The organism is Rhodococcus ruber (assembly GCF_016804345.1).
GTDB lineage: Bacteria > Actinomycetota > Actinomycetes > Mycobacteriales > Mycobacteriaceae > Rhodococcus > Rhodococcus ruber.
Window position 1 is genome coordinate 3026044 of record NZ_CP044211.1, and the last position, 24611, is coordinate 3050654.

Sequence of the window (24611 nt, forward strand, 5' to 3'; positions counted from 1 at the left end):
GGGGCAGGTGCAGAGTGACCGCTGGGTCGAGGTCAGTCCCTCCCCGTTCGACCACGAACGCGAAGGACTCGAACGGATCAAGGAGATCCTTCCCGACGCCCCACCGTTCCGGGCGTGGTCGAACTTCGAGTTCCGCGACAACCGCGGCCGCTGGCACGAGGTGGACCTACTGGTCCTCGCCCGCGACACCCTGTACCTGATCGAACTCAAGTACTACAGCGGCATCTTGCGCGGCAACGACCACGTATGGACGCGCGGCAATCGCTCCGAGGATTCGCCGCTGCTCCTCACCCGTAAGAAGGCGCAGTACTTCTCGTCGCTGCTCAAGGACCGATTGGCGGAGAAGACCGGGCAGAAGAACCTCAAGGGCATCATCCCGTTCGTGCAGGAACTCGTGTACCTGCATCATCCGGACTTCGTGTGCGCACTGCCCACCAGTTCCAAGATCAACCTCTACGGCATCGACGGAAACGACGACCGCAGTCGACTGCCAGGGATCAGCGAGCGGCTCCTCGCCCCGGCCAAGCACGGGCCGGTGTCCGAGGAGAAGTCGCTGCTCATCCGCGACCTCATGACCGCGATCGGCCTCGCCCCGCGCCGCCAACGCGAGGTCGGCTCATGGGTGATCGACGACCAACCCCTCGGCGACGGCGACGGCTGGCAGGACTGGCCCGCCTTCCACCACGTCGACATGGAACGCGCCGCCCGCATCCGCTTCTACCTGCCCAAACCCGGTGCCACTTCCGCGGAGGAACACGCCCGGGGGCGCGGGGTCGAGCACGAATACAAGCTGCTGTCCCGGCTCAAGCACGACGGCCTCCAGGTCCCTGTCGACGTGGTCAAGGACAAGGAACTCGGCATCGGCCTGGTGTTCCCGAAATCCGATACCGACGTGCGCCTGGACCTGTGGCTCGCCGACCACCACGGCGAGATGACCCTCGAACGGCAACTCGAGTTGCTCACCGAGGTGGCCGAGGTCGTCCACTATGCGCATCGGCACCGCGTGGTGCACCGCACCCTCAACCCGCGGGCGATCGTGGTCCGCGACCGCAAGTCCGGTCCGCAGGCGCAGGTCACCGACTGGGACACCGCGGGAGTGTTGCCCGCCAACGCGGAAACCGGGGTGACTCGCCTGTCGGCGGGACCGCTGAGTCTGATGGCTGGCAGCCTGAGCGACCAGGCCAAGTTGTTCACCTCCCCCGAGGGTGTGAACCCCACCGACCCCGCCCGCATGGACGTCTTCGGGCTCGGTGCGCTCGCGTTCTACCTGCTCACCGGCGGGCAGTCCCCGGCAACGGAACGCGGCGAACTGCTCGACCGGTTGCGCCGCGACGGTGGTCTCGACCTGGCGGTGGAACTGCCGCAGGTCCCGTCGATCCTGCGGCAATTCGTGCTCGATGCCACCGATCCCAGCCCCGCAGAACGGATCTCGTCGGTCGCGGACTTCCTCGAGCGACTCGAGGCGGTGCGCTCGGATCTGTTCCGCGCCGAGGGGGAAACCGATCCGCTCGACGCGAAACCCGGCGACGAACTCGGCGACGGTCGCTTCGTCTACAAGCGGCGCCTGGGAGCAGGGTCGACCGCCGTCGGCATCCTTGTCGTGGACCGCAAGGCGGGCGATCACGAGCGGGTCCTCAAGGTCGCCCGCGACGACGAGGCCGCCGCTCGTCTCCACGCCGAGGCGCAGGTGCTCGGCAAACTCGACGATCCTCGCATCGTGCAGCTCGCTTCCGAGGAGAACGTCGGCGGCCGTGCGGCTCTCGTCGTGCACTACGCGGGACGCACCACCCTCGCGGAGGAACTGGCCGCCAAGGGCGGCCGGTTGTCGATCGACCTGCTCGAACGCTGGGGCACCGACCTGCTGCAGGCACTCGTCGCCCTCGAACGGGCCGGGGTGGTGCACCGCGATCTCAAACCGTCGAATCTCGGTGTGCACCAATCCAGTCCGCGTGCCGACGCGCACCTTCGCCTGTTCGACTTCTCGATGGCCGGGGTGGATCTGCGCAACACCGACGCGGGCACCCCGCCCTATCTCGACCCGTTCCTCGGAGTCGGTGGCCGCACCCAGTACGACACGTCCGCCGAACGCTACGGCGCCGCGGTCGTCCTGTTCGAGATGGCGACCGGCGCCGCGCCCCAGTACGGGCCCGATCCGCAGGCGAACCCCGCCACCGTCGACGACGACGTCACCATCTTACCCGGCATGTTCGAGGCGCCCGTCGCCGCCGGTCTGACCGCATACTTCACCTCTGCGCTGTCCCGCGATGTCGCTACCCGCCCCGACACCGCCGAGGAGATGCTCCGCGACTGGCGGCGGGTGTTCACCGAACTCGACGCCGCCCCCGCGAAGCCCGCGACGTCCGCTCGCGCCGTCAAGGTCGACGCGACCACCACCCTCGTCGCAGCAGGGTTGAGTGCGCGCGCCGTGTCGGCGCTCGCCGCGGCCCAGGTCACCACGGTCGGCGAATTGCTGGCGCTCGACTCCACCCGGCTCAACCGCCTGGTCGCGAAGGAAGCGAAGGCCACCCGCACCGAGATCCGCGACCGGCACCGTGCATGGGTGAAGGAACTCGGCCGATCCACCGTCAAGCCCCCGGCACAGCAGGGTCTGCTCGGTCTCAACGACGCCGTCGCCCTGCTGGTGTCGGCGGTCGGCACGGGGCGGGCCAGTACCCGTCGCAGCGCCGCGGAGCTGCTCCTCGGTGTTACCGGATCCTTCGACGCGTTCGCGTCGGGCAACGACCTGGCCTCGGCGCTGAAGAAGAGCAGTCCCCGGGGAAACCAACTGCTCAAGGAACTGCAGTCCGACTGGGCCGAGAATCCGGCTACCCGGGAACTTCTCGACGAACTCATCGACCTTGCCGACCAGGTCATCCGCGATTCCGGTGGGGTGGTGGCGATCTCCACGCTCACCGCCGAGATCCGGGCGCGGCTGCCCCAGGCTCCGGCCGGGGCTGCCGATGCCCTGGCCCCGCGTCTCGCGGAGCGCGCCGCCGCGGGATTGCTGCGCGTCGCGTTGGATCGCCTCACCGAACACGAAACTGCCGACGGTACCCGCCGGTGGGTGCGGCGCCGCCACGGCGGCCGGCTCGCGCTGATCGCCGACGACGAACTCCTGCTCGCCGGAGCCGAAGCCGCGGGCCGCCGCGCCGACGACCTCATGGTCGCCACCCCGATGTCCCAGGTCGTCCCGATGGGCACCGCAGCACGCGAGCTACGCGGCGCTTTCACCCGCGCCTACACCGCCGCGGCCGGACCGGACGTGCCGGTGCCGCTGCCGCCGGACGGGAGGCTCGTTCGCTTGGCGGCCGCGAGCTCCAAGTTCGCCGCAGTGTCCGGCCGCGGGGAACTCCACAGCCGCAGCCTCGGCCCGTCCGATGCGCTGCGCATCGCCCTCGCCGGCCTCGCCCAGACCGAAGCGCTGTCGCCGACGGAGATCCGGGCTCGCGTCGCTGCGCGATTCCCGGAACTCGACCGACTTCCCGGCCGGCCCGCTCTCGATGCGCACATCGACCGTGCCGGGCTCGGCCTCACCTGGGACGGCACCGCCTACCGCTACGAGCAGGCCGCGCCGCCAAGCGAAACCTCGCTGCACACCCGCACGGCCACGCACACAGGTCCGCCCGCCGGGACGGTCGCGTCCGCAGCGATCGGCGACGGTGGCGCCGCGCGGAACTCGCTGGTGACACGGTCCCTGGCCGAGAACGGCTTCCTGGTCTTCGGGGTGCCCGTCCGCCGGCCCGGCGACCACCAGGTCGTCGCGCGAGAACTCGTCGAGGCGCACGAGGGTGAGGTCGTCGACGTTACCGGAGCGATCATCGACGCGATGCGGACCTTCTCGTCCGAGCGGGGTGTGCCGTGGGATCTCGTGCGCAGCGCAGATGCTGCGGCGGCGGGAAGCAAGGATGCGCGGGGCCTGCGAGCGGTGCTCGAGCAGGTGATGCCGCGTGTCTGCGCCGACCTCGAGGAGCGAGTGTTCGGCGAGGCCGCGCAGGCGAGGCCGTTGGTTCTCACCGAGGTGTCGCCGCTGGCCCGCTACGACTACCTCGACGTGCTGGCGCGGCTGGCGGATCTGTCGGCGCCGCGACGTCGTCCGGTGTGGGTGGTGTTACCGCAGATGCGCGGGCAACGCGGCGCGTTGGTGGATGGCCAGCCGATCCAGTTGGGTTCACCCGGTGGACAGTTCGTTGTGTATCCGGTTTGGAAGACCGGAATCGTGGAGAGCGAGAAGGTGTGATGGCGGATTTTTCCGCGACCGAATTGGTGAAGGCGCTGCGCAAGCAGGTCACGGTCCTCGAGGACGATCTGCGTGCGCGCGTCGACGGTCCGGACATCGACACCCGACAGCCCGGGGTGGAGCAGCGGTGGCGAGCCGAGTACACCGCCGCGCTGCACGCACAGCGGACAGCTGCTTCGTGGCAAGCATGGCGTGACGAACGGGTAACGCAAGCCGCGGTGGCGTGGGTGCTGCTGACGGTGTTCGCGCGCTACTGCGAAGACCACGCATTGGTGTCGAAGGCGTGGATCGGCGGACCGGACGCGGATGCGCGCCAGCAGGCGCTCGACGCGCGGCGCGCGTATTTCACCGAGTTCCCGGAGCACACCGACCGTGAGTGGCTCGAAACGATCGTCGCGCATTTCGCCAAGATGGAAGCCACCCGCGGGTTGGTCGACAGTTACTCGCCGATGCACCAGGTAGCTCCGTCGGGTGACGCGGCGCGCAGCCTTCTCGAATTCTGGTGGGACAAGGACACATCCGGTGAGCCGCTGTGGAGCTTTGCCGGTGTCGACACCCGCTTCCTGGGTGACGTGTATCAGGATCTGTCGGAATTCGCGAAGAAGACGTACGCGCTGCTGCAGACGCCGGAGTTCGTGGAGGAATTCATCCTCGACCAGACACTCGAACCGGCGCTGAAAGAGCGGCCGCTCGAGGGTTTCACGGTGATCGACCCGACCTGCGGGTCCGGTCACTTCCTGCTCGGCGCGTTCCACCGGTTGCTGGAACGGTGGGAGAACGAGGCCCCCGGCCTCGGCCGGCGCGTGGTGGTGCAGAAGGCGCTGGCCTCTGTGTTCGGTGTAGACATCAACCCGTTCGCCGTGGCTATCGCGCGGTTCCGGCTGATGGTCGCAGCACTGGATGCGAGTGGGGACAAGTCGATCGAGAAGCTCATCGACATTGAACTGAACCTCGCCGCTGGTGACTCGTTGCTGTGGGGCGCGCGGCAGCAGGCGCTTGCGGACGACCTGTGGTCTACGGACTCCGAGCAGATGGCGTACGCGACGGAGAATGCGGATGCCTTGAAGGCGATTCTGCAGCGGGAACATGATGTGGTGGTGGGGAATCCGCCGTACATCACCGTTAAAGACGCGGCGCTGAACGTGACATACCGTCAGCTCTACTCAACCTGCCATAGGCAGTACGCACTGACGGTGCCGTTCATGGAATTGTTCTTCGACCTAGCCAAGAACGACTCCGATGGCAAGCCAGGGTGGGTCGGGCAGATTACGTCGAACTCGTTCATGAAACGGGAGTTCGGGTCAAAGCTCATCGAGGAATTTCTGAGTACCCGTGATCTCAAACGGGTAATTGACACGTCAGGCGCGTACATTCCCGGACACGGGACACCAACAGTGATTTTGGTGGGCCGCAACCGGGCTGCGGTCGGTGAGACGGTTCGCGCGGTGCTCGGAGTGCGAGGGGAGCCTGGTCGACCGGACGATCCTTCGCACGGAATCGTATGGTCGGCGATCGTGGGGCACGTCGATGAACCGGGTTTCGACAACGGTTGGATAAGTGTTGCCGACTTAGATAGAAGTCTCCTGAGGTCGCACCCTTGGAGCTTATCCGGTGGTGGGGCGGTTGAACTCCTTACGCGCGTTGATTCTGCATACGCCGCGCGGCTTGGCGACGTTGTGCGCCGAATCGGGTTCCATGCGATGAGCCATGCAGACGAAGAGTTCACGCGACCGCCTGCTCTAACGGCTCGTAAGCGACTCGACGGTGCGTTCTGGAAGCCACTCGTACTTGGAACTGACGTCCGTGACTACGTGATCAACCCCTTGCTTGTTACTTGGTTCCCGTATAGGGGAACAAAGCTCGTTTCAGGCGGTGGGGAAGAATCTGGTTTCAGCGAACTCTGGCGTGTGAGAACTGGACTTGCGCAGCGTGCTACGTTCGGCGGAGGCACCTATCTTTCGGATGGGCGACCATGGTACGAGTGGCATCAGGTTCCTGAGGATAAGGGAACCTCTCCTCTTACCATCACCTTCGCCGAAGTCGCGACCCACAACCATTTCGTCTTGGACCGCGGCGGCAAGGTGTTCAAGCAGACCGCGCCGGTGATCAAGTTGCCGGAAAGGGCGAGCGAGGACGATCACCTTCGGCTGCTCGGCGTGCTGAATAGTTCGTTGGCGTGCTTTTGGCTCAAGCAGAAGTGCCATAGCAAGGGCAACGGTGGCGTCAACGAGGGGTATCGCGGCGACCATTGGGAAGTCTTCTATCAAGCTAACGGTACGACCCTCAAAGACTTCCCCGTCTCGTCGTCCTACCCTCTGGAACGCGCCCGTACCCTCGATGCCCTTGCTCAGGAACTTGCCGCGCATACCCCGGCTTCCGTCGCCGCGACCGGCGTGCCGACCGCCCAAGCGCTGGAACACGCGCGCTCCGAGTCAGAGCGGATTCGTGCACTGATGATCGCGCATCAGGAGGAACTCGACTGGGATTGCTACCGGCTCTACGGCCTCATCGACGAAGATCTCACCTACTCGGGTGAGCTTCCTGGAATTGCCCTAGGGGAGCGGGCATTCGAGATCGCTCTCGCGCGTGCAGTCGAATCCGGCGAGCACACCGCGTGGTTCGAGCGGCACCGCTCCACTCCGATCACCGAAATTCCGTCGCATCTGCCTGCCGACTACCGCGATCTTCTGCAGCGCCGCCTCTACGTGATCGCGGCGAATTCGCACATCCGTTTGCTGGAGAAGCCCGAGCACAAGCGGCGGTGGGCTTCCGAGCCGTGGGACAAGCGCGTCACCGAAGCGTTGCGTGACTGGCTGTTGGATCGCGTCGAGAGCCGTGGCCTGTGGTTCGAAGGTGACCATCCGGCCCCGCGCAGCATCGCGCAACTTGCCGACCGGCTCGACCGTGACGAGGACTTCCGTCAGGTGCTGCGGTTGTGGGCCGGCAGCAATGAGGTGTCCACCTCGGCGGCATTGGCCAAGCTTCTCGATGAAGAGGGTGTCCCGTATCAGGCAGCGTTGCGGTACAAGCCGTCGGGTCTCATCAAGCGCGAAGCGTGGGAACACACGTGGGATCTTCAGCGTCGCGAGGACGCGGGGGAGAAGTTGGACGGTCCGATTCCGGTGCCGCCGAAGTACAAGCCTGCCGATTTCCTCAAGACCTCGTATTGGTCGCGGCGCGGGAAACTCGATGTTCCCAAGGAACGGTTCATCTCGTACCCGAATGCGAACCGCGACACCGACCCGACAATGCTGCTCGGTTGGGCGGGGTGGGATCACGCCGAGCAGGCGCTCGCGCTCGCCGGACTCGTCGATGAACGCATCGCGACCGACGGCTGGGATCAGGCGTCTCCCGAGAAGCTGGCTCCGATGCTGGCGGGCCTCGCCGAATTGTTGCCGTGGGTGCGGCAATGGCACGGTGAGATCGACCCCGAATACGGCGAGTCCGTCGCCGACACCATCGAGGAAGTGCTGCGCTCGCACTGCGCGGAACTCGGTCTGACCATCGAGGATCTTGCGGCGTGGCGGCCGCCCGCACCCACCCGGGGCCGTCGCACAGCCAAGAAGGCAACGAAGGAGACCGAACCGGGGTAAGTCGCCGGTGGGCGTCCCAGATGCACGGGGTGCGTGTCCCGACTCCTCGCGGGTTGGGCCACGGGGTTCGTGGTACAGGCCATGGAGAGTATCGAGAGGCGGACGCCCTGCGGGCGACTGCGCCTGACCGATCGGAGACCCTACGGGTCCCTGTATTGCCTTCGGCCCCTTCCCCAACGCTGCCCGGTCGCCATGCCCCGATAGACCATCTCGGCCAGCACCTGAGTTGCACCAGTTTAGTGTGCCAACCCTGATCGACGATTCGAGATTTCGGGCTCTTCGCAGTTAGCAGTGGCATTGACGCCGACTGGGTGTGCTCCGCCGGGAGCGGCGGGTGCAGGCCCACCGTACCCTGCGTCGCTGGTTGTCGGGGTTGCGGAATCCGAATGCGATCCGCCCGACGTGCTTGACGATTCGGTTGTAGCCCTCGCTGCGCGCGTTGGACAGGCCCGTCTGGATGGCCCGGACGATGGGGTCCTGCCAGGTCTCGACGGTGCGGGCCAGCGCGGTGACCTCGGGCACCGAGCAGGCCGCACAGAACTTGTAGAACCGATACAACGCGGCCCGGATCTCGTGCCGCAGCCCGCCGCGGGCGGTGCACGCGAGCAGGTCCCGCAGCAGCTCCTTGGCGATCCAGGCGGCGGCGATCTCCTCGCTGGGGTCGGCGGCGAGCAGCTTGGTGAACAGCTCGGTGCGCTGCTCGGCGGTGAGAGTCTCGGCGCCGCGCAGCAGCCGGCGACGGTTGATCCATTCGACATCGGACTTGCGGCCGCGCCGACCGCGGTGGGTCTGGGTGACCCGCCGGCGCACCGCATCGACGACTTCGTTGGCCTTCTTGACCAGGTGGAACCGGTCGACCACCAATTCGGCGTGCGGCAGCGCCTCACGTACCGCCTTGGCGTAGACCGACGACAGGTCGATAGTGATGTGGGTGATCTGCCGTCGCCACTGCTCGTCGCGTGCGTCGAGCCAGTCGATCACCGTCGCCGCGCTGCGGCCGTTGACCTGGGCGAGCAGGCCCTGATCGCCGCCGATGTCGACCAGGCCGGTGTCCCACCGGTCCACCCACCGCCGGGTTCCGGTGACCGGGTCGGTCTCCCACTTCGCCTTGCCGCGGCGGGTCTCGTCGATACCGAGGACGGTCACCGGCCCGGGCTCGTCGTCGAGGACGGTGTCGGCGACGGTGACGACCCGATCGTGGACGGTGTGCCAGCCGCACCGGTACTCGGCGGCGACGGCGGCCACCGAGCGGTCGTCGTCGAGGACGGCCGCGGCCATCATCGTCTTCGCCCGCGGGGTGACCCTGCTGCGGGGAGGGATGCCGGGCACGGACTCGGTGAACACCTTCCGATCGCATGAGGTGTTGGTGCACAACCACTTCCGCTTGTCCCATTCGAGTCGGGGGCGGTCGGGGCCGACCTGCACGTCGCGGGGACGGGTGGTCACCCAGCCCTTCGACCGTGTCGATTTCTGCCCGCACTGCGGGCACACCCCGACCCACCGGGGGTCGGTGCCGAGCCGGACGATCCGGCTGCCGTCGTCGAGGCGCCGCACCGATTCGACGACGACGCCGTCGAGATCGAGCAGCAGTGAACCACTACTGTGGAGCATGCCCGCGTTCCTTGCTGGTCTGGTTGCCTGAAGAACACCCAGCTCACAAGGGCGCGGGCCCTTTTTCAATCACCGACACGGCACGGGGTCGGACAACATCACGCCCCTACGAAGTGCGAAGAGCCAGATTTCGAGGGAATCGAGGATGCTCGCGGCGTCGGCGGTGAGTGGATCGAGGGCGGTGTGCTCGTGGCCGGCGATCGAGATTGTGATTTCCTGCAGTGGACGCAGGGTCCGCACGATCTTCCGGATGGACATCCCGGTCTCGTCCTGCAGATAGCGTGAGATCGCCAACGCAGCGAACACGATGGTCAGGTGCGCCTCGATCGCATCCCGGGTGTGACTGAAGATCGGCCGGGCCCGCAGGTCGGTCTTCGACATCCGAAACGACTGCTCGACCTGCCACAGGTCGTGATACTTCGCCATCACCTCATGCGGGTTCATCACGTGCGCAGGAAGGTTCGTGGCGTAGCCTTTGAGCCCGACAAGGGAACGGGCCCGGGCGATGCCCGCCGTATCGAGGGTCTTGCCCTTCGCGGTGGTCTTGACGAACCGCGGCGATCGTGCAGCTCGGGTGCCGTCGATGACGGCCTTCGCCCGAGCTTCCTGAGCGTTCAACGTCTGGTTGTCCCGCACGGCGCGTTTGGCCGAGTACGCCCAGATCGCTCGCCACGCTGACGTGTCGGCGGGGTCCCACACCGGCTCGGCACGACGGTTGACATCGTTGACCACGCTCTTTGCGTGTCGCGGGGTGACCGTGTCGATGACCTGGCCGTCGGTGAACACGTCGCCGTTCCAGTGGAAATGACTGGCCAGATCCGAGGGTGCTTTCATCACCCGGGAACCGACGATGAACTTCAGTCCGGCAGCATCGAGGTCTTTCAGATTCGAGGCGGACAGCATGCCGGCGTCGGCAGCGATGACCATCTCCACGCCCTCGATATTGTGACGAGCCTGGAACTGGCGCACGATCGGCACGATCGTGCGGGTCTCGGCGTGGTTTCCTTCGAAACAACCGATTTCCAAAGGGAATCCGGTGCGGTCGACCAGCAGCCCGACGACGATCTGCGGGTCCACCCGACGTTCCTTCGAGTACCCGACCTTGCGCAGTTCGTCTTCCTTCTCTGCCTCGAAGTACAAGGTCGTAACGTCGTAGAGCAATAGGTTCAGGTCGCCCGCGGCGGCGGCGTGTTCGAAGCAGCGCTGCGCGATCCGGTCACGGTAGCCATGCTCGGTGCAGCGCTGCAGGGTCCGCACGAACGTGTTGCGGTGTGCGGGGACGATGCCGATCTCGCCGAGCACGCGACCCGTGTCGCTGACCGAGGTCGCTTCGACGATGCGGGCTGCCACCAGCTGGAAGAACGCCTCGTTGTCGATCACATCGAACCCGAGGTGCTGCCACGCGGTGTCGATGACCTCGATCAGCCAGCGGGAGCGCTTGCCGGTGATCACCGATGCCCCGCCGGTACCCGCCCCCAGGTCGAGATCGAGTTGCTGCTGGCCGGCAAGAAGTTTCTCGCGGGCGGTCTCGAGCAGAGCGGCGAGTTCACTGTCGGTATGCGCCGAGCCGAGGTGCTCGAGCACCTTGTCTCGGCGGCCTTGCTTAGCTGCGATCTGCACCGCGGTCGCGCCCGACGCGGTGCGGACTTTGCGGATGTAGGCAGCCACAGAGCGGGAGTCTACCGAGCCGTTAGTGTGCCATTTCCCGAACCCGCACCGCTGTCACCAGCACAAACGCCGGATCCGTCCCGAGAATCGGCCAACCTGGTGCAACTCAGGCCCAACGCTGCCCGGTCGCCATGCCCCGATAGACCATCTCGGCCAGCACTTCTGGCCCCACGTCGCAGATGACGTGCGGCTTGCGCTGGACCCGGTCGTTCGTGTCGACCCTCACGATCGGGTGCTCCACCGCCAGAATGGAGACGAAGGATACTGGCGCCCAGTCGGTTTCGCGTACGGGAATGGCACCCTTGCGCGCAGCGTCGAAGCGCTGACGTCGGACCTCGGGAGATGAGCGACGAATGCCCGACATGCCGCGGCTACCGGAACGGCCCGCGCACACGTCGCAGCGAAACACCTCGAGCCTCTCGACCGGAGAGGGCGAGAGGCTCGATAGGTCAGGACGTCAGTGAGGACCCCAGCGGGGTGAGAATGAGGAGGTCGGCGTCGAATGCCGAACCATGAGAATTGCGCCCTGGGGGCGTGTGGATAGACTCCACCGTACGGTGCATGACAGCGCTCCTGTCGTGTGCCCAGACCCCGGTTCGGTGTTCCCGCACCAGCCGGGGTCGACCTGTATTCAGGCCGGTGCTGGGATGGTCCCACGTGTGGTTGGGAGCGTCAACCTCGAACGCATGTTCGTGTCGCGCGAATTGGTGAGCCGCCGGATCCGGGTCCGCCGCGCGCCCATTGTCGAGGATGCAGAGGCGTCACCGATCCGCCGCGCGCGTGGGTGGTGCCCGGTAACGTCGCCGTCCTTTGGCAGGATGAATTTCACAGCGACCTCCACCACGGCCGCTGTCCCGAGAACCATGAAGGAGGGGCGGAGTAAGCGTGAGCATTCTGCTGCGGGACGTCATCGACATTCCTGAACGCATCGGCGCCGACGACTACGTGCTGCGCCTGACCGACAGCACCGACAACGACGCACACATCCGCGCCACCGTCGACTCCTACGTACTCACCGACTCGCTCAAAGACAACTTCGCGGCCGCGATCTCTCTCATCTCCGACGCGATCACCAAGAACACCTCCCGCGGCGCCTACCTCGCCGGGTCGTTCGGCTCCGGTAAGTCGCACTTCATGGCGGTGCTCTACGCCCTCCTCGGCAATCACCCGGGTCTGCGCACCGAACGATTTCGTGATCTCTCCGACCGCTACGACGCCACCATCGCTGGCAAGAAGATCCTCAGCCTCACCTACCACTTCCTCGGCACCAAGTCGATGGAAGAAGCGATCTTCCGGGGCTACGTCGACCAGATCCGCCGCCTCCACCCCGAAGCGCCGCTGCCCGCCCTGCACGTGTCCGACACCCTCCTCGCCGACGCCGAGCACCTGCGCGAAAAGATGGGTGATGAGCGGTTCCTCTCCGGCCTCGGCGGCGACAGCGCGGACGGCGACGACGCGTGGGGCGGACTGGTCTCCGACAGTTGGACCCTCGAGCGGTACCGGGCCGGGCTCGTCGCCCGCGCGGAGAGTGAGGAGCGCAAGGAACTCGTCTCGGCGTTGGTGCGCAATTACTTCTCATCGTTCCTCGAGCAAGCCGAATACGTCGACCTCGACCGCGGCCTGAGTGTCATCTCCGAGCACGCCAAAGAACTCGGTTACGACGCCGTGGTGCTGTTCCTCGACGAACTGATCCTCTGGCTGATCTTCTACGTGCGTAACAACGAGATCTTCAGCCGCGAATCGCAGAAGATCACCAAACTCGTCGAAGGCTCCGGCAACCCCCGCCCCATCCCGCTGGTCTCCTTCATCTCCCGGCAGATGGACCTGCGCAAGTGGCTCGCCGATGCGGGTGCCTCCGGCGCTGATCAGGACGCCACCGACCGTGCCCTGCAATACCAGCAGGGCCGATTCCGCACCATCGAACTCGGCAACGACAACCTCGCAGAAGTCGCCAACATCCGCCTGCTGCAACCGAAGAACGCCGAAGCCAAACAGACCCTCGACGACGCCTTCCGCTCCGTCACCCGCAGCCCCGACGTGTGGGACGTGCTGCGCGATTCGATGAACACCACCGAAGAGCATCGCGGCGCCTCCGAACAGGAATTCCGGCTCACCTACCCGTTCTCCCCGGCACTGGTGGCCACGCTGCGCGAACTCGCCTCGGTGATGCAACGCGACCGCACCGCCCTGAAGGTGATGCAGCGCATGCTCGTCGAGCGCCGCGACACCCTCACCACCGCCGACCTCATCCCCGTCGGCGACGCCTTCGGCCCCATCGTCGACGGCGATGAACCTATCGACGGTGTCGCGTCCACCCTGTTCAAAGCGGCCGACTCCCTCTACCACGACAAGCTGCTTCCCCTGCTGCTCACCCGCCATCAGGTGACCCAGGAACAACTGGACACCGACCCCGACTCGGTACCTGCCGGGTTCCGCGCCCACGACCGTATCGCCAAGACCCTGCTGCTGTCTGCGATCGCCCCGAAGGTCCCCGCGCTGCGCGACATCACCGCGTCCCGGCTCGCTGCGCTCAACCACGGCTCCATCAAGACCCGGATGAAGGGCGGCGAAGCCCGCGTCGTCCTCGGCGTGGTGCGCGAATGGTCCAAGGACGTCCCCGAGATCACCGTCTCCGAGGGCACCAACCCGATCATCCGGGTGCAGCTGTCCAACGTCGATTACAACTCCGTCCTCGAACGCATCCGCGGCGAAGACAACACCGGCAAGCGCAAGGTGCTCATCCGCACCCTCGTCCACCAGGCGCTCGGTGTCGACACCAAACAGGACGACCTCGCCGGCGGCGCCACCCGCACCGTCATCTGGCGCGGCTCCCGCCGCGAAGTGGATGTGGTGTTCGGCAACGTCCGCGACGCCTCGTCGGTGCCCGAACAGAACTTCGACAACCGGCCCGGCACGTGGCGGCTCGTCGTCGACTACCCCTTCGACGAGGGAGAGTTCTCCGCGGCCGACGACATCGCCCGCATCGACCGCCTCCTCGCGGGCGGCGACCGGCACACCATCGTGTGGCTGCCGAAGTTCTTCTCCGACGAAGCCAGGCAAGACCTCGCGCTGCTCGTCAAGCTCGACTGGCTGTTCGGCGGCACCGGAGATCGTTGGCAGGAGAACACCGACCACCTGTCGCCCGCCGACCGGGCGCAGGCCCGAGGCATCCTCGAAAACCTCTACCGGGGAACGCTCAACTCCTTCCAACGCCTCCTCGAGCAGGCTTACGGTATCGAAGCGCCCGACCCGAAGTACTTCGTCGACGACCCTGGCCACACCGAGATCCTCGTCTCGCTCAGCAAGGACTTCAGCCCGAAACTGCCCACTGCGCTGAACCTGCGGGACGCCTTCGACAAGGTCGTCGACCAAGCATTTGCGGCGCTGTATCCGAACCATCCGCAGTACCCCAGCCCGGACGACGAGGTCACCACTCGCCACTACGAGATCGTGCGCGGTTTCGTCGAGGAGACGGTCGCGGATCGTCAGGGCCGGGTACCTACCGCCGGCGCCGAACGCAAGGTTGCGCAGCGCATCGCCGCGCCGCTGAAGGTGGGCAAGGCCACCGAAGATCACTTCTTGTTCGGTGAAGACACCTTCGCGTACTGGGCCGGTGAACTCGACCGCGCGGCCGCCGAAGCGGACCGCGTCACCGTCGGCGCGCTCCAACACCGCATCGACGCCGTCAGCCCTGCATGGGGTCTGCGTCCCGAAGCCCGCGACCTGATCGTCGCCGCATGGGCGTTGCTGCGGAAACGCGCCTGGTTCGAGGCGGGCGCGCCCGTTCCGGCACCGCCGCTCGGTCGGATGCGCGAAAGCATCGAACTGCGCGCCGAGGAACTGCCCGAACAGGCGGCGTGGGACGCCGCCCGCACCACGGTCAGCTACCTACTCGGCTACACGATGCCGCGCACCTTCCTCACCGGCGCGAACGTCGCAGACTTCGCGCAACAGGTACGCGCCAAAGCGGGGGAGAAGACCGCCGATCTCCGGCAGCTCGCCGACCGGCTGGCCGACGCCCACCGAGCCCTGAAACTGGACGTCACCGACACCGACCGGATCAGCGTCGCTCGGGCGCTCGTCGACTACCTCGACACCCTGGCCGGCACCTCCGGCAACGTCGCGCTCATCGACCTGCTCGCCACCGCACCCGTGCCGGGCTCCGCGGAATCCGCCGGTCGGATGCGGACCGAAGCCGCGCACGACGCGGCAGCGCTGCGAGGATTCCAGTGGAAACTGGTCGGAGCATTGCTCGTCGGTGCCGAAACCGACGGTGAGCGAGGCGAATCCGCGCGGGTGATCGTGAAGAAGCTGAAGGAGCTGATCACCACTCCGGGAGTCTCTCTGGCCGACCAGCTCAACCATACGGAAACTCGGGTGGTCGAGTGGGTGGTGAGCGAACGCATCGACGACGATCCCGACGATGACGCTGACGACGAAGTCGAGGAAGACACCTCGGATGACGAGGTCGTTACGGACCCCGACGAGGTGACCCTTGACGATATCGAGGACATCGACGCCGTCACCAAACGACTGCGCGCGGCCCACAAGAAGCACGGCAAACGCCTGCACGTGAAGTGGTGGGTGCAGTGAACACTCTCACCGCCACCCGTCCGATCATCACCGCCAAGCTTGCGAAAGCCGTCGAAAAGCGTTACAAGAGCGGTGTTCTCGGTCTCCGTGCCGCGCCTGCGTGGGACGGCGGTACTTTCCAGCACGACGGAACCCCGGTGACGGTCGTGCCGTGCCCATCCACCCTCGCCGTGTGGGAAGCCCTCGAATCCCGCGCCGACGATCAGTGGCTCGTCATCCTCACCCCCGTCGACGACAAGGATCTCGGCGACGGGGTGCTGTCCCACCTCATCGACGGCCGGCTGCTCAGCCCCGACCCGTGGGACGCGCTGCGCTCGACGTTCGCGGCCACCACTATCGAACCCGCCCTCTACCGCGTACCCAACGACCGGGCATTGGCTCTCGGATTGCTCGCGGCGATTCCCACCGCCGCGATCACCCCCGCACCGGGTGGTGTGCTCACCCGCACGCACGTGATGTCCACCCTCGCGCGCGCCGTACTCGCGATCACCGACGATCCCGCCACCGAGATCGACACTTTGGCGATCCTCGAATGGAGCCGTCGTTCCGACGTGACCGACAACCTCGCCCGCCTCCGCGTAGACGGTGGCCCCGAGGTGATGAAGGCCGTCGCGGAGTGGCTTGCCGAACGAGCGGGAAGACTCGGCAAGTCCGTGGCAGCGCTGCTGCAGTCCCAGCGGATCACCGAGCTGGTGCCACTCGGACTTCTCGCCGGGCTGGTCACCGACCCCACCAGCACCCTCGAGCGGGGACTGTTCCTCGGCGAGTACGGACTCCGTCGCCTCGACATCGAGGACCTCGAAGCCTGGCACGACGACACCTCCGGGCTCGTCGTCGGCACCCTGATCGAACGGGAACGGCGGGCGGTCCTCGAATCCGCAGCCGCGCACGTTCGCGAATTGAACATCGAACATCTCGCCGAGCGGTCCGAACTGCTTCCCCAGGGACTAACCGCGCGCCTCGAGGAGCTCGCGAGGGCGATCGAGGTTGCCCTGCCCGGCGACGCCTCGTACGGTCCGAAGCAGGGCGGCATCGACAGCGTCGAACTAGCGTGGCAGAGGGTCTTGCAGCACCTGTCGGCGCGCACCTCCACGTCCTGTCGAGCTGCCGAAGCGGCCGTGCGATTGCTGCGGTGGCTCGCCGTGGACACCCCCACCGCAGGTGGGCTCGACACGTTGACCCACCGGTACGTCGACGTCGACGGCTGGGTCGACGCCGCCCTCGTGACGGCGCATCGAGGTTCGGATCATCGGCGTCTGGCCGAGGCGATCACCCGGGTCATTGCCCTGGTCACCGCGCGCCGTCGCGGTCACGACCGCCGGTTCGCCACCGCCCTCGCCGACACGCCGCACCCCACCGGGGCACTCGTCGAACAGTTGCTGCCGGCCGTGGTGCTGCCCCTGGCCAAATCGGCGCCCACGCTGCTGATCGTGGTCGACGCGCTGCCCGTCGCGGCCGCAACCGAACTTGCTGCGGCCGCTGCGGAAGCCGGTTGGACTGAGGCGGGTGTGCTCGGATCCTCCCGTCGGACGGGTGCGCTCGCGGTCCTGCCCACCCTCACCCAACGCAGCCGCTGCTCGCTGCTAGCCGGTGAGCTGCGGGAAGGAAGCGACGCGGCCGAGCGCACCGGCTTCCTAAAGCTGCTGCGTGATGCGAAGTTGGAGGCGGCCCCCGGGCGCACCGACCCGATCTTCCACAAAAAGGCACTCGACACCGTGCCCGCCGGTGCGGACCTGGCCACCGACGTCGCCAACGCCATCGCCGACACCACCGGCCGTCCACTCGTGGCCGCGGTTCTGAACTTCGTCGACGACACCCTTCACCACACCGACCCGGGTGGAACCGACTGGGGCATCGACACCATCACCCACCTGCGCGCCCTCCTGCAGGCCGCGCAGCGGGCCGGTAGGGCGGTGATCATCACCTCCGACCACGGGCACATCATCGAGCGTCGCACCTCCGTCAAACGCAACCGGGTCACCGTGTACGGGCAGCGCGCGCACGGGGATCTCGACCGCGTGGAAGACGGCGAAATCCTGGTGCGGGGGCCGCGGGTGCTCACCGACAGCGGCGCGGTCGTGCTCGCGGTTGACGACACCATCCGTTACGGACCCGTCAACGCCGGTTACCACGGCGGAGCCAGCCCTGCGGAGGTCGTGGTGCCGGTGCTCGCTCTGCACACCGGAGTGCGTCCCGACACGCTCACCGCACTCGGTCCGGTCGAGCCACCCTGGTGGCACAGCCCCGTCCAGGTCGACGCTCCCCGAGTGCGCCCAGCGCCGGCAGCGAAGCCGGCGGCACCCACCCTCTTCGACAGCGAAGAACGTTTCGTGGCCGACGCCGGTGGGGATGTGGCCGATCAGGTGCTCGCCACCACGGTCTTTGCCGATCAGATCCGGCTGGCAGGCCGGATCGTGGTGCGTCCCGACCAGATTCGCGCACTGCTCGCTGCACTGCTTGCGGCACCGGCGCGGGAACTGACCACCGCCCATGCAGCGGCCCTCCTCGGACTGGCCCCGATCCGAGTCGGTGGCGCGTTGCTACAGATCAAGCGGGTTCTGGACGTCGAAGGCTACGAGGTGTTGCTGCTCGACAGCGGTGTCGTCGGACTCGACGAAGCAGCGCTGCGCGAACAGTTCGGGATCGAATCGTGAACGCGGCGGTGTCGCCACGGAGGCGACGAGAGATCCTCGACGCGCTGCGACGCGGCACCGTCCCCGCGAACGGTCTCGACCAGCTCGCCGTCGGGCTTGGCCGGTTCGAATCCGAACTCGACGCCGAGCTCGAGGTGGTCGCCGGCAGGGGAGCGATGTTCAAGGCCGTGCGCGGCGACTACGGCTCCGGCAAGACGTTCTTCGCCCGCTGGCTCGCCGATCGCGCCACCAAACGCGGTTTCGCCGTCGCCGAAGTACAGATCAACGAGATCGACACGCCACTGCACAAGCTCGAAACCGTGTACCGGCGCAGCATCGAATCCCTGCGTACCGCCTCGATTCCGCCGTCCGCGCTGCGTCCGATCCTCGATGCGTGGCTGTTCACCATCGAAGACGACGCCACCCAGCAAGGTATGAGCGTCGACGATCTCCTCGAACGTCGCCTCGCCGACGTCGCCGCCCGAGCACCGGTGTTTCCCATGGCGATTCGGGCCTACCGCCGGATGGTGGCGGAAGGGGACAACGACGGCGCCGACGGGCTGGTCGCCTGGCTCGGCGGCCAACCGCATGTCGCAGTCTCGGTCAAGCGCCGCGCCGGCATCAAGGGCGACCTCGATCATTTCCTGGCACTCGGCTTCCTACGCGGACTCCTCGCGGTCCTTGCCGACGCCGGCAACGCCGGTCTGCTGCTGGTGCTCGACGAGGTCGAGACTTTGCAGCGGGTGCGCTCCGACGCACGCGCCAAAGCCCTCAACGCGCTGCGCCAGTTGATCGACGAGATCCACGACGGGCATTTCCCGGGCCTGTATCTGCTGATCACCGGCACACCGGCGTTCTTCGAGGGTCGGCAGGGCATCCAGTTGCTGCCGCCGCTCGCCGACCGCCTGCACACCGACTTCTCCCGCGACCCGCGCTTCGACAACCCGCGCGCCCCGCAACTCAGGCTGACCGGCTTCGACCTGGATCGGCTCGTCGAACTCGGTGGACGGGTGCGGGATCTGTTCTGTAGCGGAATCGACTCCGCCGAACGTGTGCGGGCGACCGCGGACGACGAGTTCCTCCGCCGCTTCGCCGGTGCGGTCGCCGGCAGTCTCGGCGGTCGCGTCGGGATCGCGCCGAGGTTGTTTCTGCGCAAACTCGTCGACGTCCTCGACGTGATCGAACTGCACCCGGACTTCGACCCGTACACCGATTACGAGATCAAGATCGGGGCATCCGAGTTGTCTGAGGCCGAGCGAGAGGTCGTGTCGGCGGACGATGTGGAGCTGGACCTGTGAGCTGCCTCGAGATTCCGAGCAGCCCGCGCGCGTTGAGTGACGACACACTCCGCCTGGCGCGGCTCGAACAGGCGAAGAAGGCACCATCGGTTCTGGAACTGAACCGGCTGATCTGGCGCATCAGCAAACGGGAAGAAAGCCTCGACCGCCTTCCGTACCTCGATCCGACCTACGGCGGTGTCGACGCGGACGTCATTCTGTTGCTCAAGGCACCCCAAGCCGACGCAGATCCGAGACGAGGAGCGGGTCGGTTGATCTCGCTCGACAACGACGACGAAGTGGCCGCGACACTGTTCGAGATGTTCCGCGAACTCGGGATCGAGAGGCGTCGGTGTGTTGCGTGGAATATCTGCCCGTTCGAGATCCGCAAGTTCAATCCCGACGACGCCGAGCTGGCGAAAGGGAAGAAGTACTTCCGGTCCTTCACCGAACTGATCCATTGCCCGCAAACCGTTCTGGTGCTGGGCAGCAAAGTTCGGGACGGGTGGAAGAAGCATTCGTTCGATGATGTAGTGCCTGGTGCGCACGTGGTCTTCGGCCCATCGCCGTCCCCTCCGGGAATCAACCGGCCCGGCGCTCGAGACGAACTCCGTGCTGCCCTGGTCGAAGCATTCGGTTGAAACGTCCGGTCACGGTGTGGCGGCAGGTGCGCGGCGATCGCCGTCGCGGATCTACTTGCGGCTGCGGACGACGGGCCGATGAACGAGTGGGTGTCTGGGTGCGATGGGCTATGCGTTCGCCAATCGCTGGACGGCTAGCTGGTTGAGAGAGACGTGACGTTCTGCAGCTTCGATTGCGAGACGTCGATGCAGCTCGGGGGAGGTGCGAACGTAGATCGTACCGCTGTAGGAACGTTCGGCGAAGGGTTGCGGCACGGTTTCGCCGTTGGTGATCATATCGCCGATCACACTCTCGACGAGACGGACAAGGCCGGCCAATGCTTCGCTCTGATCGCTTTCGAGCCACGACAATCCCGGGAACTCCAGCACGGTGGCCACGTACTCGTCGTCGTCCGGCGACCACTGAACTCGGTAGCTGTAGTGACGTGCGTCCGGTCGGCTCATGACTCCTCTTCCATCTTCTCGATCGCTGCCAACACTTGTTTGACCTGGTACGGCTTGGCCTCCCCGTTCTTGCCGCGCTGGATGTTCACGCGTGGATCGCCCGGCCACGGTGTTCGAAACACGGCGTGACTACCCCCATCGTGGCGAGGTGGCCCGAAGACTTCCACACACAACCGATGCAGATCCTCGTAGCGGACGTTCCGGGGATTTTGGGCGATCCTCGATCGAAGCTTCTCTGCTTTCGACACCTCTCAATGCTAGCGTATGCGCTAGCGCCACGCGGGAGTGAAGTTGCTGTTGACAGTCCTGACGCGAATGATCGACGAGTGTCCCCGAACCCGCATGTGATCGAGCGATTCGATTCATGACCGACAGCGCATTCACCCTCCTCCATCCCGGCGTGCAGTACCACCTCGTCAACACGCTGCGTTGGGACGGCCTTCGCCCCACTCAAGCCGTCGCCGTCGAACCGATCCTCGCGGGCGAGGACGCGCTCGTCCTCGCCCCGACCGCGGGAGGCAAGACCGAGGCGGCGGCTTTCCCTCTGCTCTCGGCGATGGCCGAGCACGATTGGCAGGGCACGTCGGTGCTCTACGTGTGCCCGCTGCGGGCACTGCTCAACAACCTCCAACCACGCATGCACACTTACGCCCAGTGGCTCGGCCGCACCGCCGCCGTGTGGCACGGCGACGTCGGCCAGTCCGCGCGGCAGCGGATCCTGAGGGACCGCCCCGACATCCTGCTCACCACTCCCGAATCGCTCGAAGCGATGCTTGTGTCCACCAAAGTCGACCCTCGGGTGCTGTTCGCGGGGTTGCGTGCCGTCGTCGTCGACGAGGTCCACGCGTTCGCCGGCGACGACCGGGGCTGGCACCTCCTTGCTGTACTGGAACGGCTCGCGCGTATCGCCGGCCGTCCCCTGCAACGGATCGGGCTGTCGGCGACGGTGGGCAATCCCGACGAGCTACTGCGGTGGTTGCAGGGTGGGACTCCGGGACGTCCTTGTCGAGTTGTCGACCCCGCGGTTCCCTCTGTGTCGACGCCACCCGAGATCACCGTCGACTACGTCGGCTCGATCGACAACGCCGCCAAAGTCATCGCTGCCCTGCACCAGGGCGAGAAACGCTTGGTGTTCGTCGACTCGCGACGCCGCGCCGAAGAACTCGGTGCGGCTCTGCGCGAACGGGGAGTGACCACCTTCTTGTCGCACTCGTCGCTCTCGGCTGCCGAGCGGCGCCAATCCGAAGCGGCATTCGCCGAGGCGCGGGATACGGTGATCGTCGCGACATCCACCCTCGAACTCGGAATCGACGTCGGCGACCTCGACCGCGTCATCCAGATCGGTTCGCCACGCACCGTCGCATCGTTCCTCCAGCGTCTCGGCCGCACCGGCCGCCGCCCCGGCACCACCCGCAACTGTCTGTTTCTCGGCGTCGACGACGAACAGGTACTGCTCACCCTGGGCATGCTCGAATGCTGGTCGCGCGGATGGGTGGAGCCGATTGTCGCACCCCCGTCCCCGCGGCACATCGCGGCGCAACAGATGCTGGCGCTGTGCCTGCAGGAACACCGACTCGGAGAGATGAGCTGGCGGGACTGGTGGGGTTCTCTGCCGATCTTCGACGAGCACGCCGACGAGATCATGGCGTTCCTCCGCGCGCAGGGCTTCTTCGAGCGCGACGGGAGCTTCCTGCACATCGGACCCGAGGCCGAGCGCCGATTCGGACGGCGATACTTCTCGGACCTGACGGCCGTCTTCAGCGCCCCTCCCGAGTTCACCGTGCTGGCGGGACGCAACGAGGTCGGCACCGTGGGCACCGATCTGTTGGTCGAAGAGGTCGACGGTCCCCGCGTGCTGTTGCTCGGTGGTCGCTCGTGGAGGGTGACTCATATCGATTGGCAGCGGCGCCGGTGTTTCGTGGAACCTGTGGACGGCGGTGGGAAGGCCAAGTGGTCCGGCACAGGCGGTGGGGTGTCCTACGACATCACACAGGGCATGCGCGCAGTGCTGCTCGGCACCGTACCTGCAGGAGTGACACTGACCCGACGCGCGGAAACGGTGCTTGCCGAACTACGGCAGGGCTACGCCGACAGCGTTGATCCGGATGCCTCCGTGCTCACGATGCCGACTGAGGGCTCGGGTCGGTGGTGGACCTGGGCAGGAACCGCGGCCAACCGCACTTTGCAGGCGTCGCTTCCGACGCTGGTCGATCCCCGTCAGCGGGTCGACGAGAAGTCCTTGCGTCTCCTTCCGAACATCACCCCGGCAAACGTGAGTGTGGCTCTGGCCGATCCTCGTTGGACCTTCCCACACGTCGCGCAGAGCGCCGTGGCCGGACTGAAGTTCTCCTCCGCACTACCACCGGGACTCGCCGAGGAAACCCTGGCAGTGCGGCTCGCGGACGAACCGCATGCCCGAGCAGTCATTGCGACGTGTCGCCGGATCCATCGGACCGACCACGACGACTAAGCACCCGTCCGAGTCATGCACTACTCGTACACAGCGCCCGGTGAGTGCGGTCGTGGGCGGAGCTGGATTCGGGGCCCGGTCGAGGGACATGTGAATCGGATGAAGATGCTGAAATGGCAGCTGTACAGGCGAGCCAACTTCGGCCTGCTCCGCAAGCGCGTCGTTGACCACGTATGAACAAGTGCGCAAACAGAATAGCGGAAAGTGCGCCAGGGTCACGCCCTCGCGCCCCTTGACATTCTTCGGCTCGGGCGTAAAATTTCCGTGTTCCCTTTATCGCCTGGGCAGATCGGGGGGCAGTAATGGGGGCTCCGTCGCCACGGGTTCTTACCGTTTGCAATTATGCGAGCATAGTTTTGCTCATACTCGGATTTTTTATCCAAAACGTAGTGATGACGGTGATCGGCGCGGTGACCACTGTCATCGGAATGGGAATCTGGATAGCGCTGCGAATATTCGGACGCGTCGCACTCGTGGCTGCCAGTATATTCGGTGTCGGTATTCTTGTATTTTTTGCAGCAATTCTTCTATTCACGCCCATCCGGTTGATATTCGGGCCGATAGACCGGGATCCACTGCCGCTCCTTGAGTCTCCGGAGCCCGTGTCTACGTCTTCCTTTACGCCTTCCATCAGTGTGTGGAGTACGGACGTCGACGGTCTGTGCAGTTCAAGTTCAGAAGGTTCGTCGAGCTCGTCCTTTTCATACGGCGACGCGCGCATCGATCAAGACTCAGGAAAATTGACACCAAGTGGACTTGACATAGTGATCGGAAGGATTGACTTCGAAGTAAGTGAAGAGTGTCGCAACCTGGCGGGTAGGCGAATTTGGACGTCCGTGCCGTTCATAGCAGTGATTGTCGCTGCGGTGTATTTGATCAGAGAAGGATGACCCGCCATTCGGGTATCCCTTTCTCGTACATCGAAAAGTGGCAACAGTAAGTAATTTCTTCGGCAGCCCCCAGGTGTTTCCGGGAAACTCCCGGCGTGATGTCCCGGTCAGTATCCGGGTGGCGTTTCTTGGTGGAGCTCGACTCCAATATTGGGTCCAAACACCATCTTGTTGGTGTAGTCGGGTCGGCGTTCGATGTTGAGCATCTCGGTCACCGGCCGGGGGTGACCGGTCATCGCACCGCCGATGGCTGAAAGCAGCTCTTGGCTGAGCTGGTTCGTATCGACGGGCGAGAGCGGCGGAGCCACATCGTCGCCGGGACCGTACCGAGCGCGGAGGCTATGCGTCGGCTGGCTGTCTCGGGTGCAGACCCGATCTTGCCCCGGTCAAGACCGTTCTTCTGTACGGGTTGCGCTACCTGTTCGAGTTCGTCGGAGACATCCGCATCCTGCTCGGCCTTGGCTGCGGTGTCTGACTGAAGGTCCTGTCAGGTCTTGGAGTTGCCTCCAGCAGGGCCCGCCCCGCGCACCAAAGTAGAGGTGGATCCGCCGACC

12 protein-coding genes and 1 pseudogene are annotated in these 24611 nt (G+C 65.9%); 7 read left to right on the top strand and 6 right to left on the bottom strand.

Annotated elements, in window-relative coordinates; genetic code table 11:
• Window positions 1-7: 7 nt before the first annotated feature.
• Both pglW and pglX read left to right on the top strand, forming a co-directional pair.
• Window positions 8-4237: a BREX system serine/threonine kinase PglW gene (pglW, locus tag F1734_RS14115; RefSeq protein WP_203010699.1), complete on the top strand. Its 4230-nt coding sequence runs from the start codon at window positions 8-10 to the stop codon at window positions 4235-4237.
• The gene (pglX, locus tag F1734_RS14120; RefSeq protein ID WP_203010700.1) at window positions 4237-7830 is read left to right on the top strand and encodes a BREX-2 system adenine-specific DNA-methyltransferase PglX; all 3594 of its coding nucleotides are present in this window, start codon (window positions 4237-4239) and stop codon (window positions 7828-7830) included. The genes pglW and pglX overlap by 1 nt, the downstream gene beginning before the upstream one ends.
• 285 nt (window positions 7831-8115) lie before the next feature.
• Here the strand turns inward: pglX and F1734_RS14125 are convergent.
• The 3 genes and pseudogenes from F1734_RS14125 to F1734_RS14135 form a co-directional block, all read right to left on the bottom strand.
• Window positions 8116-9488: pseudogene (locus F1734_RS14125) on the bottom strand (ISL3 family transposase).
• 22 nt (window positions 9489-9510) lie between these two features.
• The gene (locus F1734_RS14130) at window positions 9511-11109 is read right to left on the bottom strand and encodes an IS1634 family transposase (protein WP_203010701.1); all 1599 of its coding nucleotides are present in this window, start codon (window positions 11107-11109) and stop codon (window positions 9511-9513) included.
• A 106-nt stretch (window positions 11110-11215) separates the two neighbouring features.
• Window positions 11216-11473 carry a hypothetical protein gene (locus tag F1734_RS14135; protein ID WP_203010702.1) on the bottom strand — a complete coding sequence of 86 codons (258 nt, stop codon included), beginning with the start codon at window positions 11471-11473 and terminating at the stop codon, window positions 11216-11218.
• A gap of 521 nt (window positions 11474-11994) precedes the next feature.
• On the opposite strand from F1734_RS14135, the gene F1734_RS14140 reads away from it, so the two are divergent.
• The 4 genes from F1734_RS14140 to F1734_RS14155 are packed head-to-tail and all read left to right on the top strand — an operon-like array spanning window position 11995 to window position 20253.
• Window positions 11995-15702, top strand: a complete 3708-nt coding sequence (locus tag F1734_RS14140; RefSeq protein WP_203010703.1) for a DUF6079 family protein — start codon at window positions 11995-11997, stop codon at window positions 15700-15702.
• Window positions 15699-18356, top strand: a complete 2658-nt coding sequence (gene pglZ, locus F1734_RS14145) for a BREX-2 system phosphatase PglZ (RefSeq protein WP_203010704.1) — start codon at window positions 15699-15701, stop codon at window positions 18354-18356. Before F1734_RS14140 ends, pglZ begins: the two co-directional genes overlap by 4 nt.
• Window positions 18353-19633, top strand: a complete 1281-nt coding sequence (gene brxD / locus F1734_RS14150; RefSeq protein WP_203010705.1) for a BREX system ATP-binding protein BrxD — start codon at window positions 18353-18355, stop codon at window positions 19631-19633. Before pglZ ends, brxD begins: the two co-directional genes overlap by 4 nt.
• On the top strand, window positions 19630-20253 hold the full coding sequence (locus F1734_RS14155; RefSeq protein WP_203010706.1) for a uracil-DNA glycosylase family protein: 624 nt from the start codon (window positions 19630-19632) through the stop codon (window positions 20251-20253). The genes brxD and F1734_RS14155 overlap by 4 nt, the downstream gene beginning before the upstream one ends.
• Window positions 20254-20361: 108 nt before the next feature.
• Here F1734_RS14155 and F1734_RS14160 read toward each other — a convergent pair whose 3' ends face one another.
• Both F1734_RS14160 and F1734_RS14165 read right to left on the bottom strand, forming a co-directional pair.
• Window positions 20362-20697, bottom strand: a complete 336-nt coding sequence (locus tag F1734_RS14160) for a type II toxin-antitoxin system HicB family antitoxin (RefSeq protein WP_003934890.1) — start codon at window positions 20695-20697, stop codon at window positions 20362-20364.
• Window positions 20694-20945, bottom strand: coding sequence for a toxin HicA (locus F1734_RS14165; protein ID WP_037216603.1), 252 nt, complete (start codon window positions 20943-20945; stop codon window positions 20694-20696). The genes F1734_RS14160 and F1734_RS14165 overlap by 4 nt, the downstream gene beginning before the upstream one ends.
• 116 nt (window positions 20946-21061) lie before the next feature.
• Between F1734_RS14165 and F1734_RS14170 the strand changes: the two genes are divergently transcribed.
• Window positions 21062-23167 carry a DEAD/DEAH box helicase gene (locus F1734_RS14170; protein WP_203010707.1) on the top strand — a complete coding sequence of 702 codons (2106 nt, stop codon included), beginning with the start codon at window positions 21062-21064 and terminating at the stop codon, window positions 23165-23167.
• A gap of 997 nt (window positions 23168-24164) precedes the next feature.
• Here the strand turns inward: F1734_RS14170 and F1734_RS14175 are convergent.
• A complete protein-coding gene (locus tag F1734_RS14175; protein WP_203010708.1) occupies window positions 24165-24365 on the bottom strand; it encodes a hypothetical protein in 201 nt (66 codons plus the stop codon).
• Window positions 24366-24611 lie beyond the last annotated feature (246 nt).

Excerpts from the sequence above, each read along its gene's own strand:
- pglX (WP_203010700.1), top strand. The coding sequence starts at position 4,237 with ATGGCGGATTTTTCCGCGACCGAATTGGTGAAGGCGCTGCGCAAGCAG.
- F1734_RS14135 (WP_203010702.1), bottom strand. The coding sequence starts at position 11,473 with ATGTCGGGCATTCGTCGCTCATCTCCCGAGGTCCGACGTCAGCGCTTC.
- F1734_RS14160 (WP_003934890.1), bottom strand. The coding sequence starts at position 20,697 with ATGAGCCGACCGGACGCACGTCACTACAGCTACCGAGTTCAGTGGTCG.
- F1734_RS14170 (WP_203010707.1), top strand. The coding sequence starts at position 21,062 with ATGACCGACAGCGCATTCACCCTCCTCCATCCCGGCGTGCAGTACCAC.